This is a genomic window from Rhizobium sp. AN80A (genome assembly GCF_030053015.1).
Lineage (GTDB): Bacteria > Pseudomonadota > Alphaproteobacteria > Rhizobiales > Rhizobiaceae > Rhizobium > Rhizobium metallidurans.
In genome coordinates, this window is the sequence record NZ_JASJPX010000003.1 from 1655623 (window position 1) to 1670597 (window position 14975).

Annotated in this window: 14 protein-coding genes and 2 pseudogenes; 7 read left to right on the plus strand and 9 right to left on the minus strand. The window is 63.6% G+C overall.

Annotated elements, in window-relative coordinates:
- Nucleotides 1–137: 137 nt before the first annotated feature.
- Nucleotides 138–974 carry a polysaccharide deacetylase family protein gene (locus P3R82_RS19820; RefSeq protein WP_283195005.1) on the minus strand — a complete coding sequence of 279 codons (837 nt, stop codon included), beginning with the start codon at nt 972–974 and terminating at the stop codon, nt 138–140.
- Nucleotides 975–1059: 85 nt separating this feature from the next.
- A pseudogene (locus P3R82_RS19825) lies at nt 1060–1463 on the minus strand (DUF930 domain-containing protein).
- A 303-nt stretch (nt 1464–1766) separates the two neighbouring features.
- Between P3R82_RS19825 and P3R82_RS19830 the strand changes: the two are divergent.
- Entirely contained in the window at nt 1767–3875 is a 2109-nt protein-coding gene (locus P3R82_RS19830) for a S9 family peptidase (protein ID WP_283195006.1), read from the plus strand.
- A gap of 39 nt (nt 3876–3914) precedes the next feature.
- Here the strand turns inward: P3R82_RS19830 and P3R82_RS30305 are convergent.
- From P3R82_RS30305 to P3R82_RS19845, 4 genes and pseudogenes are all read right to left on the minus strand, one after another.
- A pseudogene (locus P3R82_RS30305) lies at nt 3915–4095 on the minus strand (hypothetical protein); the annotation flags it as partial.
- A gap of 40 nt (nt 4096–4135) precedes the next feature.
- On the minus strand, nt 4136–5590 hold the full coding sequence (locus P3R82_RS19835) for a DHA2 family efflux MFS transporter permease subunit (RefSeq protein WP_283195007.1): 1455 nt from the start codon (nt 5588–5590) through the stop codon (nt 4136–4138).
- Between the two features lie 162 nt (nt 5591–5752).
- The gene (locus P3R82_RS19840; RefSeq protein ID WP_283195008.1) at nt 5753–6067 is read right to left on the minus strand and encodes a type II toxin-antitoxin system RelE/ParE family toxin; all 315 of its coding nucleotides are present in this window, start codon (nt 6065–6067) and stop codon (nt 5753–5755) included.
- Nucleotides 6064–6327, minus strand: coding sequence for a type II toxin-antitoxin system ParD family antitoxin (locus P3R82_RS19845; RefSeq protein ID WP_283195009.1), 264 nt, complete (start codon nt 6325–6327; stop codon nt 6064–6066). The genes P3R82_RS19840 and P3R82_RS19845 overlap by 4 nt, the downstream gene beginning before the upstream one ends.
- 182 nt (nt 6328–6509) lie before the next feature.
- Here P3R82_RS19845 and P3R82_RS19850 point away from each other — a divergent pair, with 182 nt between their 5' ends.
- The 5 genes from P3R82_RS19850 (at nt 6510) to P3R82_RS19870 (ending at nt 12155) form a co-directional block, all read left to right on the plus strand.
- Nucleotides 6510–7055: a hypothetical protein gene (locus P3R82_RS19850; RefSeq protein WP_283195010.1), complete on the plus strand. Its 546-nt coding sequence runs from the start codon at nt 6510–6512 to the stop codon at nt 7053–7055.
- 64 nt (nt 7056–7119) lie between these two features.
- Nucleotides 7120–8619 carry a protein adenylyltransferase SelO gene (locus P3R82_RS19855; RefSeq protein WP_283196385.1) on the plus strand — a complete coding sequence of 500 codons (1500 nt, stop codon included), beginning with the start codon at nt 7120–7122 and terminating at the stop codon, nt 8617–8619.
- A gap of 73 nt (nt 8620–8692) precedes the next feature.
- Nucleotides 8693–9016, plus strand: coding sequence for a hypothetical protein (locus P3R82_RS19860; RefSeq protein WP_283195011.1), 324 nt, complete (start codon nt 8693–8695; stop codon nt 9014–9016).
- 182 nt (nt 9017–9198) lie between these two features.
- Complete coding sequence (locus tag P3R82_RS19865; protein ID WP_283195012.1) at nt 9199–11535, plus strand: glucose/quinate/shikimate family membrane-bound PQQ-dependent dehydrogenase; 2337 nt, start codon at nt 9199–9201, stop codon at nt 11533–11535.
- Nucleotides 11536–11696: 161 nt separating this feature from the next.
- On the plus strand, nt 11697–12155 hold the full coding sequence (locus P3R82_RS19870) for a hypothetical protein (protein ID WP_283195013.1): 459 nt from the start codon (nt 11697–11699) through the stop codon (nt 12153–12155).
- 297 nt (nt 12156–12452) lie between these two features.
- Here P3R82_RS19870 and P3R82_RS19875 read toward each other — a convergent pair whose 3' ends face one another.
- The 3 genes from P3R82_RS19875 to bla form a co-directional block, all read right to left on the minus strand.
- Complete coding sequence (locus tag P3R82_RS19875; RefSeq protein WP_183901110.1) at nt 12453–12848, minus strand: type II toxin-antitoxin system VapC family toxin; 396 nt, start codon at nt 12846–12848, stop codon at nt 12453–12455.
- Nucleotides 12849–12851: 3 nt separating this feature from the next.
- Complete coding sequence (locus tag P3R82_RS19880) at nt 12852–13094, minus strand: type II toxin-antitoxin system VapB family antitoxin (RefSeq protein ID WP_183901109.1); 243 nt, start codon at nt 13092–13094, stop codon at nt 12852–12854.
- Nucleotides 13095–13157: 63 nt separating this feature from the next.
- On the minus strand, nt 13158–14045 hold the full coding sequence (gene bla / locus P3R82_RS19885) for a class A beta-lactamase (RefSeq protein ID WP_283195014.1): 888 nt from the start codon (nt 14043–14045) through the stop codon (nt 13158–13160).
- Between the two features lie 388 nt (nt 14046–14433).
- Here bla and P3R82_RS19890 point away from each other — a divergent pair, with 388 nt between their 5' ends.
- Nucleotides 14434–14928 carry a GNAT family N-acetyltransferase gene (locus P3R82_RS19890; RefSeq protein WP_183901107.1) on the plus strand — a complete coding sequence of 165 codons (495 nt, stop codon included), beginning with the start codon at nt 14434–14436 and terminating at the stop codon, nt 14926–14928.
- The last annotated feature ends 47 nt before the right edge of the window (nt 14929–14975 follow it).

Here is a 14975-nt window from a genome sequence, read left to right on the forward strand (position 1 = left end):
GCGAGCCGCTCGCTCCATCTTCCCTTCTCCCCAACGGGGAGAAGGTGGCGGCAGCCGGATGAGGGGGCCACGGGCTCGGCATCTACCGTTACGTCACCACTCGGCACAACGTTCACCGTTATGCCACATGCCTCTCCCTACTCCGTCGTATCGTCATCCCCGCTATCCTCGACATCCTGCAGCCGCACGAACTGCGTGCCCCTGGCCTTCAGGTCGAGGATGGCCCTGGCGACGCCCTCGCCGGCGGAGCGGGTGGGCTGGTTGATGTGGGAGATGACGACGTCGCCGTCCCTGGCTGCGGAGATGCGCTTCTCGGCGGCGGCGGCGGGCAGCAGCGAGCCGCCGTCGCCGTTTACCGAATAGCCGGCGATGCGGTAGCCCATGGCGCGGATCTCGGCGATCGCGGAACGGTCGTACTTGGCTGTCGAGCCGCGAAACCAGCGCGGCGCCGGAATGCCGGAGGCGAGCATGGCGTCGACGCCGCCCTGGACTTCGAGGCGCACGGCCTCGGGAGAGCCCGCCGAGGCGATGCCGTAGATCGACACCGGCTTGTCGACGGCCGGAATATGGTTCTGGCCGTGATTTTCCAGTTCGAACAGATCGGGATTGGCGAGCATGACCTGCAACGCCTGAGGATTGCGCTTCAGCCAGCGGGCGGTGACGAAGATCGTCGCCGGAATGCGTTGCGAGACCAGCACCGAGAGAATGCGTTCGTCCGCCTTGCCCATGCAGGCGTCGAAGGTGAGCGCGACGCGGGCACGGCCCTTGATACCGGAGCGGGCGACGCGCAGCTGCGGCTCGACGAGCTTCGGCGCATCCGCCTTCGGAACGGCCGGCCCACCTGGATACGGCACGGCAGCGACTTCCGGCAATGGAGCGGCCGGAGACGTGGGTGCAGCGGTTGCCGGCGCAGCGAACGGCGACGCGCCCAGGATGGAAAGAAGAAGCACGGGAGCGAGGATAAGGCGATTCATAACAGTGCGATGCCGTTGAAAATTCGAGCGCTGCATAATGCAAAGAGAGGCGACGCGCCAGAGGATTGCCGCCGGGGCCACGGGCTCAATCGTAGAGGTAATACTTGGTCCAGGTGTCGCGCGGAACCTTGTCGCCGATCGTGTAGCTCAGTTCGCGCACATTGATGTGCTGCGGGCCGGTGATGCAGTTGTAGGACAGGTGATACCAGTCGCCCTTGCTGCGGAACACGGCGCCGGGGCTTCCAGCCGGTCGTCGCCGGGAATCGGGTCCTTGAAGGTGTAGGCAATCACCTTGTCGGGCTTGTAGCCGGTATCGTCCTTGTTGATTCGGCTCATCAGCTCGGTGTCGCAGCTCTGTTCCAGGCGGGTCGCGGGGTCGAGCTTTTCGAGCTGCTTCTTGATCGCCGGATCGACGGCGAATGCGGTAGGCACAAAGGCGGATGCGGCAAGGCTGAGAGCGGTCAGAGCGAGGGCGATACGTTTCGGCATTACGGGAGAAGTCCTTTGCAAGCTCATTGCGGAACGCCGCGCGGCGGGAGCGGCCAAGGCCGTCTTCGGGCCAGCCGGCTATGGCGGAATTCCGCAGGATGAGTGCGGACTTTCTTAAATATTGTGGTCACATCAAGGCAAAACGGGCATTCCCCGGGTTTTGCACGGATGCGGTTCGCCAGGGACCGCCCGGGATCGCGCGGCGCCTTCGCATGGCGCTCTCGTGGGCGGCTTTTGGCGCTTGATCGGCGGCGCCGGCGTCTCTATCTCTTCACAACCTGAAATCCGACCCCGGAGCTTTCCTTGTCCGTCTTCAAAGATCTGCCGAACCCGCCCGTCGCACCGAAGAAGCCGCGTTCCGATACGCGTCACGGCATTACCCGCACGGACGATTACGCCTGGCTGCGCGCCGACAACTGGCAGGCGATGTTCAAGGATCCCTCGATCCTCGACCCCGAGATCCGCAAGCATCTGGAGGCGGAAAACGCCTATATGAACGCGGCGATGGAAGACACCAAGCCGCTGCAGAAGACGCTGTTTGCCGAGATGCGCGGGCGTATCAAGGAAGACGACAGCTCGATCCCGATGAAGGACGGGCCTTTCGCCTACGGCACCTTCTTCGTGACCGGCGGCGAGCAGCCGCGCTATTTCCGCATTCCGCGCGACGCCGACATCAAGGATGAGAGCCAGCGCACCGTGCTGCTCGACGGCGACAAGGAAGCCGAGGGCAAGGCCTACTTCCGGCTGGCCGGCATCGACCATTCCACCGACCACGATCGCGGCATCTGGGGCTATGACGACAAGGGCTCGGAGTTCTACACGCTGAAGGTTCGCGACCTCAAGACCGGCGAAGACCTGCCCGATCTGATCGAGAACACCGGCGGCGGCGGCGCCTGGGCGCCCGATGGCAAGAGCTTCTTCTATTCGGCGCTGGACGAGAACCACCGCCCCTCCAAGGTGTTCCACCACATCATCGGCACGCCGCAATCGGAAGATCGGCTGGTCTACGAGGAAGAGGACGCGGGCTTCTTCATGGGCGTCGGCGGTTCCCTGCTCGACGACTTCATCTTCATCGACATTCACGACCACGAGACCTCGGAATATCTCTTGATCCCGACCGGCGACCTGACCGCCAAGCCGAAGCTGGTGGCGGCCCGCGAAGAGGGTATCGAGTACACGCTGACCGAGGGCGGCGATGTGTTCTACATCCTCACCAACGACGGCGAGGCCAAGGATTTCAAGATCGTGGAAGCGCCGGTTGACAATCCCGGCAAGGAAAACTGGCGCGAGGTGGTTCCGCACAAGCCGGGCACGCTGATCATCAGCCACATGGCCTATGCCCGCCACCTGCTGTGGCTGGAGCGCAAGGACGGCCTGCCGCAGATCATGATCCGCGACCGGGCGACCGGCGAGGAGCACGCGATCGGCTTTGCGGAAGAGGCCTATTCGCTCGGCCTGCAGGGTGCCGCCGAATATGACAGCGACGTGATCCGCTTCTCCTACTCCTCGATGACCACGCCATCGCAGCTCTACGACTACAACATGGTGACGCGCGAGCGCACGCTGTTGAAGACGCAGGACGTGCCGTCGGGCCACAATATCGACGACTATGTCACCCGCCGCGTGTTCGCGCCCGGTTGGGACGGCGTCGAAGTGCCGGTGACGTTGCTCTATCGCAAGGACACGCCGCTCGACGGCTCCGCCCCTTGCCTGCTCTACGGCTACGGCGCCTATGGCGTGACCATTCCGGCGAGCTTCAACACCAACTGCCTGTCGCTCGTCGATCGCGGCTTCGTCTATGCCATCGCCCATATCCGCGGCGGCAAGGACCGGGGCTTCGCGTGGTACGAAGATGGCAAGATGGAGAAGAAGACCAACACCTTCAAGGACTTCATCGCGGCGGCCGACTATCTGAATCAACAGAAGTTCACCTCCTACGCAAACATCATCGCCGAGGGCGGCTCGGCCGGCGGCATGCTGATGGGGGCGATCTCGAACATGGCGCCGGAAAAATTCGCCGGCGTCATCGCCGCCGTTCCCTTCGTTGACGTGTTGAACACCATGCTCGACGACACGCTGCCGCTGACCCCGCCGGAATGGCCGGAATGGGGCAACCCGATCGACAGCCGCGAGGAATACGACCAGATCGCAGCTTACTCGCCCTACGACAATGTGGAAGCCAAGCCCTACCCGCCGATCCTGACGCTGAGCGGCCTGACGGACCCGCGCGTGACCTATTGGGAGCCGACCAAATGGGTGGCGAAGCTGCGCGACAAGTCGACCGGCGGCGCGCCGGTGTTGCTGAAGACCAACATGGACGCCGGCCATGGCGGCGCATCCGGGCGCTTCCAGCGGCTGGAGGAGGTTGCGTTCGAGTATGCGTTTGCGGTGAAGGTGGCGGGGAAGATGTAAGGGGGGCGGGTGTGGCTGGGTGGAAACGGCGGCGCTTGTAGCCCCCTCATCCGCCTGCCGGCACCTTCTCCCCGTTGGGGAGAAGAGACTCGTGGTGGACCGCTCGCGCCAACCTCCCCTTCTCCCCCACGGGGAGAAGGTGGCCCGGAGGGTCGGATGAGGGGGCTCCGGGCTCCGTAAGGCGCTGTTTTAATTGCCCAGTACGAACGAGAGAGCACAAATGCCCGTCTACAGCTGCGATGGAAGACGGCTGACCGCACTCAATGCTCGGCGTGCGCTGCCGCCTTGTTGCCGCCGTGGCCGCTGATGTCGGCGCCGGCGGTGCGGGAGAAGCGCAGGTTCCAGAAGGTGGCGGTGAGCGAGACCGCGGTGACGAACAGGAAGGCGGCCGAGAAGTCGCGCAGTTGCGGCGTGTCGCCGCTGCCGGTTACCGTCATCGACACATGCAGCACGAAGGCGCCGACGCAGATGCCGAGCGACAGCATCAGCTGCTGGAAGGTGGTGTAGAAGCTGGTGGCCGCGCTCATCCGGTCGCGCTCGATCGCGTCATAGGCGACGGTATTGTAGGCGGTGAACTGGAACGACATGAAGAAACCGCACATGACGAGCACGGCAAAGATCAGGCCGAGCGGCCAGTCCGGCCGGAAGAAGGCGCAGAGCGCATAGCCGAACGTAGCGGTAAAGCCGTTGAAAATGAGCGCGTTGCGGAATCCGAAGCGGCGCAGGATCCTTGGCGCGAAGGCCTTCATCGCCATCGAGCCGATGGCGGCTGCCGTCACCAGCTGGCCGGCCTTGGCGGCGGAGAGGCCGAAGCCGAGCTGGAAATAGAGCGGCAGAAGGAAGGGTTGCGCGCCCTGCGTGATGCGGGTCAGCGAACCGGCGATAACAGAGGTGCCGAAGCTCGGCACCTTCATCAGCGAGAAATCCATGATCGGCGCGGGGTGCTTTCGCGCGTGCCTGAGATAGGCGATGCCGAAGAGCAGGCCGATCGCGATCAGGAACAGCGCGAACATCCCCTCGCCCGGACGGCTGGAGCTCTCGAAGCCGAAGAGCAGCGAGCCGAGCGCGATGCCAGAGAGGATGAAGCCGACCGTGTCGAAGCGCTTCTTCGTCTCGCCCTTGAAGTTCTCGATGAAGATCGAGACCAGGATGAAGCCGAGGATGCCGATCGGGACGTTGATGTAGAAGATCCAGCGCCAGTCGAGATAGGTGACGATCATGCCGCCGACCGGAGGGCCGAGGATCGGGCCGATCAGCGCCGGCACCAATAGCCACGACATGGCGTTGACCATGTCCTTGCGGGCGACGCTGCGCAGAAGCACGAGACGACCGACCGGCATCATCATGGCGCCGCCGAGCCCCTGCAGCAGGCGGGAAAGAACGAGAGACCAGAGATTGGGCGACAGCGCGCAGCAGATCGAGCCGACGACGAAGACGGCGATGGCCGAGCGGAAGACGGTGCGCGAGCCGAAGCGATCGGCAATCAAGCCACTCGCCGGAATGAAGATGGCGAGGCTGAGCAGATAGGAGGTGAGCGCGATGCTCATCGACGGCGCGGAGACGCCGAAATCGCGCGCCATGGTGGGAAGTGCTGTGGCCAGAACCGTGGCGTCCAGCTGTTCCATGAACATGGCGCTGGCGATGATCATCGCGACGACGCGGAAATTGGGCTGGGGGCGGCCAAGGGCGGCCGCCTGGTAGATCTGATCCGACATCGTCCGGGATCGCTCGCGAATACGCGGCTCAAGCGCAGAGGCAATCGCCGCGGCATGAAATGGCTTGGCGCCAAGGGTGAATGAAGTTTTTATATACGCCCGCAAATGTGGCGGGGTTATGCTTAAATGGCAAGGCTGATGTGACCTCAGCGTATGGGTGTCTCAGCGGTGATCACGCATCAGCGTCTCGTAGTCGCGACCGCCGGAGAAGATGTTGGTGATGACGATCCTGTCGTCCTCGACGCGGTAGAGGATGACGATGCTGCGCTCGAAGACCGCAAGACGCAAATCAGCGCCGAGATCAGGTCGCGCCACGCCGCCGAATGGGGCATCACCTATGCGTCGGCAGCGATCCCGCAATCGCTTGAGATACAACACGCTCGTTTGCCGGCTGCCGCTTCTCTCTAATACATAGTCGAAGATCGTCTTGAGGTCGCGCTGCGCCGCTCCGCGGAACGTGACACCGTAGGTCTTCATCGCGGGCTCGGCTCGACCGCAAGCGTCTCCAGCCAGTCATCGATTTCCTCGAGGCTCAGGCTCGGCCTGGGATCATCGAGCGATTCCCGCACGCGCGCCCTTATGGCGGCGATGCGTTCCTTGTGCTCTTCCTCCTGGCGCATCCAGGCGCGCATGGCGGCGCGGATGACTTCGCTGGTCGAGGCGAAGGCGCCGGCGTCGATCTCGGCATTGATCACATCGACCATTTCAGCCGGCAGGGTGATGCTGAGCTTTTCCATGTTCGTCTCCCGCGTCCTGGCGTCTGGAGGTACGATTTTATCCTACCACCCCGGCCAGCCCGCAGCAATCGGGGCGCGGCCTACCTCCTATGTCCGAATTGCCTTCGCCGCCAAGGCGCTCAAGCTCGCATCGAGGAGCGCCGACGCGCCAGGGCCGCCGGCGAAAACGAGAGCGGGGGCACATGCGTCTATATCTCATCACGGCAACCGCCGTTCTTATCTCGGGCAGCGCGCAAGCCTACCAGAAATGCGGTGGCAGCCCGTCGGTCGACGTCTCCTGGGAGACATCGGTGCTCAGCGTCAACGGCACCTTCTATCAGATGAAAAGCGAGAGGCTGGGCAAGAGGAGTTCGCGGCTTGTCGGCCACGACATGGTGTTCGTGCGAAGCAAGGGCAGCCAGGTCCTGATCCGCAACGGCGGCAGCACGCGCTACGACTGCAAAAAGGCCGAGGGCGAGCTGCAGGCGGCGAACATCGTTCCCTATCGCGCCAACACGATCGTCAAGTCCACGTCGCCGGTCGAATTCCCCGACGACACCGGCACCAGCGCGCAAGCGTCTTCCCGTGACGGCAGCAAGGGTGGCGGTGGTGGCGGCAAGGGCGGCGGCGGCAAGGGCGGCGGTGGTAAGGGCGGAGGCGGTGGCGGCAAGGGCGGCGGCGGTGGCGGCGGCGGCGGTGGTGGCGGCGGTGGTGGTGGCGGTGGTGGTGGCGGTGGTCGCAATCGATAACGCCTGGCGCGCGCAAGGCACTTGGGCGCTTGCGCCGGGCGTGGCCGAGCCCTACCTAATGCCTATGACCATTCTTTCGGATGCACCCACGTCCCGCCCCTTTCCCTTCGACAACAGCTATGCGCGGTTGCCGCGGAACTTCTTCGCGCGGCAGGCGCCGTCCTCGGCCGCCGAACCGTGGCTGATCAAGCTCAACGAACCGCTGGCCGAAGAACTCGGGCTCGACGTCGAGGCTCTGAAGCGCGATGGCGCCGCGATCTTTTCCGGCAATCTCGTGCCTGAGGGCGCCGATCCGCTGGCCATGGCCTATGCCGGGCATCAGTTCGGCAGCTTCGTGCCGCAACTGGGCGACGGGCGGGCGATCCTGCTTGGCGAGGTGATCGACAAACACGGAAAGCGCCGCGACATCCAGCTGAAGGGTGCCGGGGCCACACCGTTTTCGCGGCGGGGCGACGGGCGCGCGGCGCTCGGGCCGGTGCTGCGCGAGTATGTCGTCAGCGAAGCCATGCATGCGCTCGGCGTGCCGGCGACGCGGGCGCTGGCCGCCGTCTCCACGGGCCAGCCGGTCTATCGCGAACAGATCCTGCCGGGCGCCGTCTTCACCCGCGTGGCGGCGAGCCATATCCGGGTCGGCACCTTCCAGTTCTTCGCGGCGCGCGGCGATACCGAAGGCGTGCGGGCGCTCGCCGATTATGTCATCGACCGGCATTATCCGGAGCTGAAGGACGGCGCCAATCCCTACATCGCGCTGTTCGAGGCTATCGCCGAACGGCAGGCGGCGCTGATCGCCAGGTGGCTGCATGTCGGCTTCATCCATGGCGTCATGAACACCGACAACATGACCGTTTCGGGCGAAACCATCGACTTCGGCCCCTGCGCCTTCATGGACGCCTACGATCCCGGCACGGTGTTCTCCTCGATCGACCAGAACGGCCGCTACGCCTATGCAAGCCAGCCCGGCATCGGCCAATGGAACCTGGCGCGGCTCGGCGAAACGCTGCTGCCGCTGATCGACGCCGATCAGGAGAAGGCGGTGGAGATCGCCAATGTGGTCATCAAGGATTATGGCGAGCGCTTCCAGCTGCACTGGATGCGGGGGATGCGCGAGAAGATCGGTCTTGCTGATGTGGAAGACGACGATCTCTCGCTGATCCAGTCGCTGCTTTCCACCATGCAGGCCGGCCAGGCCGATTTCACGCTGACCTTCCGGCGCCTGGCGCATCTGGCCGTCGACGACGGCGCCGAACACGCGTTCCTCAAGACGTTCAGCGACGGCACGGCGGCGAAAGAATGGCTGGTGCGCTGGCGCGAGCGACCTGCGCGCGAGACGACCACCGGCACCGAACGCGGCGTCGCCATGCTTGGCGTCAACCCCGCCGTCATCCCGCGCAATCACCGCATCGAGCAGGCGATCGTTGCCGCTGTCGAGGATGCGGATTTCTCGCTGTTCGAAGCGCTGCTCGACGTGCTCGCCAAACCCTATGAGGAGCGCGCGCAATTCGCCGCCTATATGGAGCCGCCGAAGCCCGAGGAGCAGGTTCTGCAGACATTTTGCGGAACGTGAGTTGTGTCGCAAAATAAAAGCACTCATAAGCAGAGCTCCTGAGGCCAGTATCACAGAACGGCGGAGTGTATTTATGGGTGGGATCGGACGATACGGTCTATTGATAATACACGCCCTCATCTGGGTGATTTTGATGGGCGCGGCCTACGCAAAGGCGGGGCCCTATAAATTCGCAAGCTGTTGGCAAATCATTCCGATTTACTTCCCGCCGTTGGGTATGGTGATGATGGCCATTGGCGCATTTGGCGCTTTTGTCCTTCTCCTCTCGGTCGTCATTAAACCAATCCGCAGCAAAGGATATTTCCGTGCAGCCCGACACGCGGTTATTTTCACGCTCGGCTGGAACGGTTGCAGCCTCGCTGCCTACATGGCCGTTGGCCAGGTGAGCTGTCTTTAAATGTTTACCGCTGGCGAGACCGCGGCCGCGCTCGAGATTGTGGCGGTTGAAAGGCAGATCGGGCCGCTCTATTTCCGCTGATGATGCTTTCGGCCAAGACGATTTTGTCGCCGTTTGCGTGCATTCCTGATCGCTCCCCATCCCCACGGGAGCTCGGTGCATTTCAGTTGGAGACCGGCCTCATGGCGATCGTCTTGACATCCCTCCTTTTCGTTCTGATCGGACTGGCACTCGGCGGCGGCGGGCTCTGGCTCGTGCTGCTCGGCGGCAACTTTTTCTATCTCTTCGCCGGTATCATGTTCCTGCTGACGGCGGCGCTGCTTCTGAAGCGCAAGGCGGCGGCGCTCTGGGTCTATGCGGTGCTTGTGATCGCCGCGCTCGTCTGGGCGATCTACGAGGTCGGCTTCGACTGGTGGCAACTCGGGCCGCGCGGCGGCCTGATCATCCTTCTCGGCCTGTGGCTGCTGACGCCGTGGATCCGCCGGCCGCTCGGCTTTTCCGGCACGACCGGCACGCCCTACCCTGCCAGCCCATGGCCGCTCGCCATTCCTGTTCTCGCCGCGATCGCGGTCGCCGGCTATTCGATGACGACGAACCCGCATGACCAGAACGGCAGCCTGCCGACGGCCATGACCGGCACCCCGACATTCGGCGGCACGGTGACCGACGGCGAGTGGCACCAGTATGGCCGCACACCCTTCGGCCAGCGCTATTCGCCGCTGGATCAGGTCAATGTCAGCAACGTCAAGGAACTGAAGGAGGTCTGGCGCTACCAGACCGGCGACGTGAAGCGACCGGATGACGTCGGCGAGACGACCTACCAAGTCACGCCGCTCAAGGTCGGCGACACGCTCTATCTGTGCACGCCGCATAACTGGGCGATCGCGCTCGACGCCAAGACCGGCAAGGAGAAGTGGAAGTTCGACGCCAATTCCGGCATGAACCCAGACCGGCAGCACCAGACATGCCGCGGCGTCACCTACTATCACGATACGGCGGCGGCCGGCGGCGCGCCATGCGTCGACCGCGTCTACCTGCCGACCTCGGATGCCCGGCTGATCGCGCTCGACGCGCTCGACGGCAAGGTCTGCACGGATTTCGCCGACCAGGGCACGCTGCGCCTCGAAAAGGGCATGAAGTACAATCCGTCGGGATACTACTACTCGACCTCGCCGCCGGTGGCGATCGACGGCAAGCTGATCATCGGCGGCGCGGTCAACGACAACTACTCCACCAAGGAACAATCCGGCGTCATTCGCGCCTTCGACATCCGCACCGGCGAACTGGTGTGGAACTGGGATTCAGGCAACCCCGACGTGACGACGCCACTGCCCGAGGGCCAGACCTACACGACGAATTCACCAAACAGCTGGTCGGTTCTGTCAGCCGACGAGGGCCTCGGGCTGATCTACGTGCCGCTCGGCAACCAGGTGCCCGACCAGCTGGGGATGGGAAGAAGCGCCAATGTCGAGAAATTCTCGTCGTCGGTGGTGGCGCTCGACATGAAGACCGGCCAGCTGAAATGGGTCCAGCAGTTCGTGCACCACGACCTGTGGGACATGGACGTTCCCGCGCAACCGGTTCTCTTCGACATGAAGAAGGCCGATGGCACGGTCGTTCCGGCGCTGGTGGCGCCCACCAAGCAAGGCGACATCTACGTGCTCGACCGGCGCACCGGCGAGGCGATCATTCCGTTCAAGGAAATCCCGGCGCCGCAGGGCACGATCCCCGAGGACCGTGCCGCGCCGACGCAGCCGATCTCCGACCTCACCTTCTCGCCGCCGCCGCTTCAAGAAAAGAACATGTGGGGCGTGTCGCTGTTCGATCAGCTCGCATGCCGCATCCAGTTCCACCGCTACAAATACGAGGGGCGCTATACGCCGCCATCGCTCGAGGGATCGATCATCTATCCGGGCAATTTCGGCACCTTCAACTGGGGCTCGGTCGCGGTCGATCCGGAACGGCAGATCATGTTCGGCATGCCGACCTATCTCGCCTTCACCTCGCGCCTGGTTCCCGCCGCCGACATCCCGCCGAAGGGACAGGACGAAAAGGGCAGCGAACAGGGCCTGAACCGCAATGACGGCGCGCCCTACGGCGTGTTCATGGGCCCGTTCCTCGGGCCGCTCGGCATTCCCTGCCAGGCGCCGCCCTGGGGCTATGTCGCCGGCGTAGACCTCGTAACCGGCAAGACCGCCTACAAGCTGAAGAACGGCACGGTCCGCGACATGACCCCGCTGCCGCTGCCCTTCAAGGTCGGCGTTCCCGGCATCGGCGGACCTGTTATCACCAGGGGAGGCGTCGCCTTCCTCGGGGCCGCCGTCGACAACTACCTGCGCGCCTATGACGTGACCGACGGCAAGGAGCTGTGGCAAGCCCGCCTGCCAGCCGGCGGCCAATCGACGCCGATGACCTACACGACGTCGGACAACAAGCAGTATGTGGTGATGGTGGCCGGCGGGCATGGGTCGATCGGCACCAAGCCGGGTGATTACGTGATCGGATACACGCTGCCGTGAAGCGGTTAGAAGGGCCATGAAGATGGTAGCCTGCTGGCAATCTTGCGTTCCGGCGCGACGGCATCCGAGGGTCGATCGCGTACTATGACGATTATGACAGCGAAAGGCTGGCGCAGGCTTTCGCTGCAATTCTCCCGTGCATTGTCTCAGGAGGAATTTCCATGAAGATCGGCGATAGCATTTCCAGCGCCTATGGCATCGGCGGCCTGTTCCAGCAATCCGGCCAGCGCAACAAGCAACAGCCACTTGTGATCGACGACGTCGTTCGTCAGGGCGGCGCATCGCTCGCGCCCAGCACGACGCCGCCATCCATATCGAACACCATGTGGGCGCTGCAGGCGACCGACGAGAGCCAGACGATGTCGGGCACCGAAGAACCCGGCAAAGCCCGCCGCGACGCCGTCATCAAGGAATTCCGCGACCTCGCCGACATGTCGCTCGCCGAACGCATCCGCCAGCAGATGCTCGACAGCATGGGCCTGACCGAAGGCGACGTGGCGGCGATGTCGACGGACGACCGCATGGCGTTCGAGAAGCAGGTCGCCGAAGAGGTCAGGCGCCAGCTGACCGGCGATGACAGCAAGGACAAGAGTGCGGCCGAGGATATTGCCGCGGCGTGAAGGCGCGGCGGGTCACAGACTCTGCCCTCATTCCTGTCCTTGTGACAGGAATCCAGCCACGGCGCGTCTGCGCCGTGAATGACCTGCTCCCACCATTGGGCCGAAGAAGAATCCCCTCGCCGCGCGGACGCGCGTCGGCTGGATTCCCGCCACAAGGGCGAGAATGAGGGAGAGGATGGGGCCGCTTCGATTGATGGTCAGCCTTGGTGCCCAGGGTTAAGAGATCGATTCAACGCGATGTGAGCAAGATTCATGTTCTTGCCCTATCCTTATGAAATATCTTACCATTTCCGGAAGTCAGGCGGATTCCACGTCCGTCAACGCAAAGTCATTTCCCTTGTAGAGCAAGGGCATCCCGTTCCCTTTCGCACAAGCATAGGCAAAGCAGTCGCCAAAATTCAGTGCTGCCGGATGGCGCGATTTTCCGTAACGCTCAAATGCCTGAATTGCCAAAAAGCGAGTTTCGGCAGGTATCGATACGACCGTGATCGCCGCGAGGGTAACGAAGCCTTCGACAGCCTCGTGAGCAGCATGGACAGGCAGTTTAAGTTCGCGCGCAACGGCGATGACCGTTTCCCATATCGCCATCGGCGAGGTCACGCGATGCGGGTGCCTGTTCAGTCGCACAAGCAAGTCATGGGCGTCACCTTCCTCGACGAGAATTGCCGTGAGCGCCGATGCGTCCACGAACATCGGCTACTCCTCGTATAGGCTGTCGATGAATGCCTTGTCGGCAGGCGGACCTCGATCCGCACCGGCACGTGCCCTCAGTGCCCGACCATAGGCCAGTCCGCGCTCCACGAGTGACACCCCGGCCTCCTCGCGTTCGATCTCGCGCAGGAGAGCTTGCCTTACCACTTCGGTCTTGCTTTGCTTACGGGACGCAGCAAGCTTTTCCGCAAGCTTGTCGATGTCGTCGTTCTTGATGTAAAGCGGCATGGATATCCCTCCATATACTCCAATATAATCTCGGGATATCCCTTCAGCAAGCCGCCCGCCGCCTCACACCATCTCCGCCACGATACGCCCCACCTCGCCGAAGACGGGATTGATCTCGGCGGTCGGGACCGTTGCGTCGGTGATGTAGACGACGATCAGGATGGGGCCGCGGCGTGGGGGCCAGCAGATGGCGATGTCTGCGGCCGAGCCGTTCTTGCCGGTGCCGGTCTTGTCGCCGATCTTCCAGTCCTCGGGCAGGCCGGTGCGCAAGCGTTCGTTGCCCGTGGTGTTGGCAACCATCCATTCGATCAGGGTTTTCTGCGAGGGCTCCGAGAGCACCGAGCCGAGCGCGACGTTGCCGAGCGTGTCGAGCATGGCATCTGGCGTGGTCGTGTCGCGCGGATCGCCCTTGGCGACGTCGTTGAGATCGGGCTCGATGCGGTCGAGCCTGGTCGAACCGTCGCCCAGCGTGCGCAGCCAGTTGGTCAGCTCCTTCGGGCCGCCGAGGCTTTCGAGCAGGAGATTGGCGGCGGTGTTGTCGCTGAGCGTGATCGCCGCCTTGCAGAGATCACCGACGCTCATGCCCTCGCCGCCGACATGCTTCTCGGTCTCGGGCGAGTAGGTGATGAGCTGCTCCTTGTCGTAGACGACGCGGCGTTCGAGATTTTCCTCGCCCTTGTCGACGCGCGACAGCACCATGGCGGCGGCGAGCACCTTGAATGTGCTGAACATCGCGAAGGTCTCGGTTTCGCGATAGCCGAAGGAGACGTTGGTCTCGGTATCGATGACGGAAACGCCGATGCGCCCGCCGATCTTCTTTTCCAGCGCACCGATGCGGCGGTCGATCTCGTCCCCGCCCTCCTCGGCGCGGGCGACAGCCGGCAGGAATAGCGCCGGGGCGAGCAATGCGGAGCCGAGAAGCGCTCGGCGGCGGATCGAAAAACGATGCATGAAAGGACCTCTGCCAGAATCGGTGAAGACAGAGCTAAAGCGGGAATGTGGCCCGCATGCGTCTTCGGCCGGGATCAGCTTTAGCGCGACAAGCGACACAAGGTCCATAATGGACGGCGGGGCGCGCGCGAAAAACGAGGCATGACCGCCGTGCGCCGCGATCGAAACAAATGGCAACGCGGACGGGGCGCTTGACAAGACGAGAATTTGGGAAGATGTATTGCGCCATGATCAAGAACGCGCACATCAACCGCTCTTATTTTTGGCTGTACCTGTAAAGGGCGGCTGGACAGATCTTATTGTCAACAAGCCGCCGTCAGGCGGCTTTGTTGTATCTCAAGCGTCCTGACGGCAGATTACCACGAAACGCCAGACCGGGACGCAAGACATGACCGACATCGAAGACAGCGAAATCTCATTGATCCGCCCGCCCGTGATCAATATCCGCACGGCCAAGCCGCGCGACCTGCCCGAACTCAACGACATGATCGCGCTGCTGGCCAGGCACCACGGCGACGCCGCCGGCTCGACGCCGGAGCAGCTCGAGCGCGACCTTTTCGGCCCCCTGCCCTGGATCACGGCGCTTGTCGCCGAGACCGACGAGGGGCTGATCGGCTACGCCATTCTGGTGCCGCTCTATCGCGCCCAGGAAGGCGCGCGCGGCATGGACCTGCACCATCTCTTCGTGCGCGACGGCCATCGCGGCCACGGCGTCGGCCAGCATCTCGTCAACCGCGCCCGCGACACCGCCCGCAATGCCGGCTGCGGCTACCTCTCGGTCAGCGCCGCGACGGGCAACATACAGGCGCACCGCTTCTACGAACACATGGACTTCATTCCGCGCCCGGTCACCGGCATGCGCTATCTGCAGGCGCTGGCTTAGGCGGCAGTCACCGCTTTATTGCGCCCCTAACCGCTCGGCGGCTGCGC

Excerpts from the sequence above, each read along its gene's own strand:
- P3R82_RS19820 (WP_283195005.1), bottom strand. The coding sequence starts at position 974 with ATGAATCGCCTTATCCTCGCTCCCGTGCTTCTTCTTTCCATCCTGGGC.
- P3R82_RS19850 (WP_283195010.1), top strand. The coding sequence starts at position 6,510 with ATGCGTCTATATCTCATCACGGCAACCGCCGTTCTTATCTCGGGCAGC.
- P3R82_RS19855 (WP_283196385.1), top strand. The coding sequence starts at position 7,120 with ATGACCATTCTTTCGGATGCACCCACGTCCCGCCCCTTTCCCTTCGAC.
- bla (WP_283195014.1), bottom strand. The coding sequence starts at position 14,045 with ATGCATCGTTTTTCGATCCGCCGCCGAGCGCTTCTCGGCTCCGCATTG.
- P3R82_RS19890 (WP_183901107.1), top strand. The coding sequence starts at position 14,434 with ATGACCGACATCGAAGACAGCGAAATCTCATTGATCCGCCCGCCCGTG.
- P3R82_RS19865 (WP_283195012.1), top strand. The coding sequence starts at position 9,199 with ATGGCGATCGTCTTGACATCCCTCCTTTTCGTTCTGATCGGACTGGCA.
- P3R82_RS19860 (WP_283195011.1), top strand. The coding sequence starts at position 8,693 with ATGGGTGGGATCGGACGATACGGTCTATTGATAATACACGCCCTCATC.
- P3R82_RS19875 (WP_183901110.1), bottom strand. The coding sequence starts at position 12,848 with ATGTTCGTGGACGCATCGGCGCTCACGGCAATTCTCGTCGAGGAAGGT.
- P3R82_RS19840 (WP_283195008.1), bottom strand. The coding sequence starts at position 6,067 with ATGAAGACCTACGGTGTCACGTTCCGCGGAGCGGCGCAGCGCGACCTC.
- P3R82_RS19870 (WP_283195013.1), top strand. The coding sequence starts at position 11,697 with ATGAAGATCGGCGATAGCATTTCCAGCGCCTATGGCATCGGCGGCCTG.
- P3R82_RS19835 (WP_283195007.1), bottom strand. The coding sequence starts at position 5,590 with ATGTCGGATCAGATCTACCAGGCGGCCGCCCTTGGCCGCCCCCAGCCC.
- P3R82_RS19845 (WP_283195009.1), bottom strand. The coding sequence starts at position 6,327 with ATGGAAAAGCTCAGCATCACCCTGCCGGCTGAAATGGTCGATGTGATC.
- P3R82_RS19880 (WP_183901109.1), bottom strand. The coding sequence starts at position 13,094 with ATGCCGCTTTACATCAAGAACGACGACATCGACAAGCTTGCGGAAAAG.